Below are 3,406 nucleotides of genomic sequence, written 5' to 3'. Positions count from 1 at the left end.
TATCGATATCCCTTTTACCGATGCCGCCGCCCGTAGCAACGCACTTTGCTGTTGGGCGGTGTTATTGGCCATGGGGTATGCGCAGGAAGTGATTACAAGGCGTATGGCCGTGTTACAGCCCGTAGAGATGCGATTGGAAATGAAGAAAGGCATCAACAATTGCACGGTGATTGACGATAGCTACAGTAACGACCTCGCGTCGTTGGCCATCGCGCTTGATTTCCTGAAGCAGCAGCATCGGCATCCCGTACGGACGCTCATTCTATCGGATTTGCCAGGTGTGTCAATAGGTGAAGGACACATTTATGAAAATTTGTTTAAATTATTGTATGACAGTGACATAAATCGAATAATTACGGTAGGGCCCATATTGCACTCGCTTACCGGTACCTATAGCGATATCACCCACCGGTCATTCCTGGATACCGATGCGTTATTGGCGGAGCTGCCTACCTTAGATTTCCGAAACGAGACGATTCTGCTAAAGGGTGCTAGGCGATATAAGTTTGAGCGTATCAGTTCGGCCCTGATGGCTAAAGTGCACGATACGACGTTAGCCATCAACCTGAGTGCCGTGGAACACAACCTAAACCAATACCGATCGTTGCTGCCCAAGCCTGTCAAACTGATGGCGATGGTGAAGGCTTTCTCTTACGGTAGTGGCGATTTTGAGATTGCGAGCCTGCTGCAGTTTAATCGAGTGGATTACCTGGCCGTAGCGTATACCGATGAAGGGGTGGAACTCCGGCAGGCGGGTATTTGGATGCCTATTATGGTGATGAATCCGAGGCCACCGTCTTTCGATGCGCTATTGGCGCATCGGCTGGAACCGGAAATATATAGCTTTGATATGCTCGATGCATTGCTTGGTACGTTGGCTTCTCTGAAAATCACCGGCTATCCCGTCCACATCAAAGTAGACACCGGCATGCACCGACTCGGCTTTTCAACTGGCGATGTTGCAGAACTAGCAAAACGGCTGAAGGATGAGGGGGCCATCAGGGTAATATCGGTGTTTTCGCATCTGGCCGCCGCGGGCGATGAAGTGCATCATGCATTTACGGCTGAGCAATTGGCCAACTTCCAAGTGTTTGCGGACGGGCTTATAACGGCGCTGGGCTACCCGGTACTCCGCCATATCGCGAATTCGGCCGCCATATTACGTTGGCCGCAGGCGCACTTGGATATGGTGCGGCTGGGAATCGGTTTGTACGGCGTAGGGGATCAGGGCGAAAATATGCTGTCATTGCAGCAGACAGGTGTGTTGAAAACGGCCATTACTCAATTGAGGCGGGTGCCCGCCGGTGATTCCGTAGGCTATGGGCGACGTGGCTTTATTGCAAAAGACAGCATGATTGCCACGGTAAATATCGGCTATGCTGATGGCTACGACCGGCGTTTTGGCAACGGGGTGGGGTATATGCTGGTAAACGGGGTAAAAGCCCCGACGGTTGGCGACGTTTGCATGGACATGACGATGCTTGATTTGAGCGGTATCGATGCGGAAGTAGGTGCCGAAGTCGTTGTGTTTGACGACATCGAGAAACAAGCAGCTGTTATCGGCACGATCCCATACGAACTGCTAACCGGTATTTCGCAGCGCGTGAAACGAATTTATTATTATGAGACGTGACCCTGGACAGCAAATGCCGAGCATTAGAAACGAGACAGAAGACAAGGCTTCATTGCCACAAAAAGACAATTTATTCGAATGAAAAGTAAAACAATACGCCTATTTTTTAACTACCTGATCAAAGGCACCTTGGTGGTATTGCCGCTGGCGGGTGCATTATTCCTGATCGTATGGATTGTAGCGAGTATCGACTCCGCACTTAATCTCAGCAGTTGGTTCTGGGAAGACGAGTCGGGAAGCCCCCTATACGTTCCCGGGTTGGGGATACTGACCGTTATTGTCGGCTTGGTCATCGTGGGAATGATATTCACCAACGTGGTTACGGCACCGATATACAACTGGTTTAATGACCTGATCAACCGCATCCCGCTTTTCAACACCTTATATTCGTCGATCAAGGACTTTACCGAGGCATTTGTGGGCGATGCCAAGAAATTCAATGAACCGGTGTTGGTCGAAGTGAATGAAACGGGGTTGAAAAAAATCGGCTTCCTAACCCAACGCGATCTTGGCAAGATCGGTTTGCAAGGTGAAGTGGTTGTTTATTTTCCCTATTCTTATTCATTTGCAGGTCAGGTGGTTATTGCTAAGTCTGAACGGGTAACACCACTTGCTATGAGCGCTACCGACGCCATGAAATTGGTGGTGTCGGGCGGGGTAAGTGGATTGGAATAGGAGCGATCCATCGGGCCGAAGGGCCTTGCTGTAAGAGGTACGCGTGTTAAAGTTAATAAGTGTAAAACCCTTGTCCGGATTTCTTGCCCAATTTGCCAGCGGCCACCATATTGGCCAGTAGCGGACATGGCGCGTATTTCGGGTTTCCGAAACCATTGTGCAATACCTGCAGGATGGATAAGCATACGTCCAGACCGATGAAGTCGGCCAATTGGAGCGGTCCCATAGGATGGGCCATGCCTAATTTCATGACGGTGTCCACCGCTTCAACATCGGCAATTCCTTCGTAAATTGCATAAATGGCCTCGTTGATCATAGGCATCAGGATGCGGTTGGCCACAAATCCGGGATAATCGTTTACTTTCACAGGTACCTTATCCAATTGCTTGGAAAGGGCAAGGACCTTGTTCGTTGTGTCCGCTGACGTGGAATATCCGTTGATGACCTCGACCAGTTTCATCAGAGGTACCGGATTCATGAAGTGCATGCCGACAACGCGGTCCGGCCGCTGTGTAGCTGCCGCTATTTTGGTGATGGAAATGGACGAAGTATTGCTTGCCAAGATGGTTTGTTTGGGGCAATACTTATCAAGTTGCTCAAATAGCGATCGTTTCACCTGTTCATTTTCCGTAGCCGCCTCCACTACCAAATCGGCCGCATGGACCCCCGCACCCACATCGGTATGGGTGGTGATCCGGCTTAGGATATTTTCCTTGTCGGCGATGGCGATGATTCCCTTTTTAATTTGGCGGTCCAAGTTATTGGCAATCGTTTCCAAGGATTGCGTTAGCGCCGTCTCCCGGATATCAACCAGTGCGACGTCAAACCCATATTGTGCGAAGACGTGGGCAATACCGTTGCCCATGGTACCCGAGCCGATGACACTGATTCGTTGCATGACATTCCAATTGGTTTCGGACAAACATACTAAAAAAAACGCCCATCCGCCAAAAGCGGAGTGGGCGCTCATCATCAAACTTAACCAAAAATATGAATCGTTATTCCGTTCCTTCGGGCGATGTTTTCGTTGTGGCGGTGCTATCTGTTTTTTTGTGGAAGTCGTGTTTGCCCCTTCGCGACCGTTCCCCTTTGGATTTT

The 3,406-nt window shown here is 50.0% G+C and carries 3 protein-coding genes; 2 read left to right on the top strand and 1 reads right to left on the bottom strand.

What is annotated here, in order from left to right:
- Together alr and ACO1NT_RS07930 are read left to right on the top strand one after the other, a co-directional pair.
- A partial coding sequence (gene alr, locus ACO1NT_RS07935) for an alanine racemase (protein ID WP_449048006.1) occupies positions 1-1,633 on the top strand: 1,633 nt, incomplete at its 5' end.
- 78 nt (positions 1,634-1,711) lie between these two features.
- A complete protein-coding gene (locus ACO1NT_RS07930; protein WP_449048005.1) occupies positions 1,712-2,308 on the top strand; it encodes a DUF502 domain-containing protein in 597 nt (198 codons plus the stop codon).
- Between the two features lie 52 nt (positions 2,309-2,360).
- Here the strand turns inward: ACO1NT_RS07930 and ACO1NT_RS07925 are convergent, their stop codons facing one another.
- On the bottom strand, positions 2,361-3,206 hold the full coding sequence (locus ACO1NT_RS07925) for a 3-hydroxybutyryl-CoA dehydrogenase (protein WP_449048004.1): 846 nt from the start codon (positions 3,204-3,206) through the stop codon (positions 2,361-2,363).
- Between the last annotated feature and the right edge of the window lie 200 nt (positions 3,207-3,406).

The organism is Parapedobacter sp. (assembly GCF_053550995.1).
Note: the sequence above shows the minus strand (reverse complement) of the source record. Positions and strands in the feature narration are given on the sequence as shown.

What these genes read in the sequence shown, in the direction of transcription:
- ACO1NT_RS07930 (WP_449048005.1), top strand. Translation starts at nt 1,712, where the DNA reads ATGAAAAGTAAAACAATACGCCTATTTTTTAACTACCTGATCAAAGGC.
- ACO1NT_RS07925 (WP_449048004.1), bottom strand. Translation starts at nt 3,206, where the DNA reads ATGCAACGAATCAGTGTCATCGGCTCGGGTACCATGGGCAACGGTATT.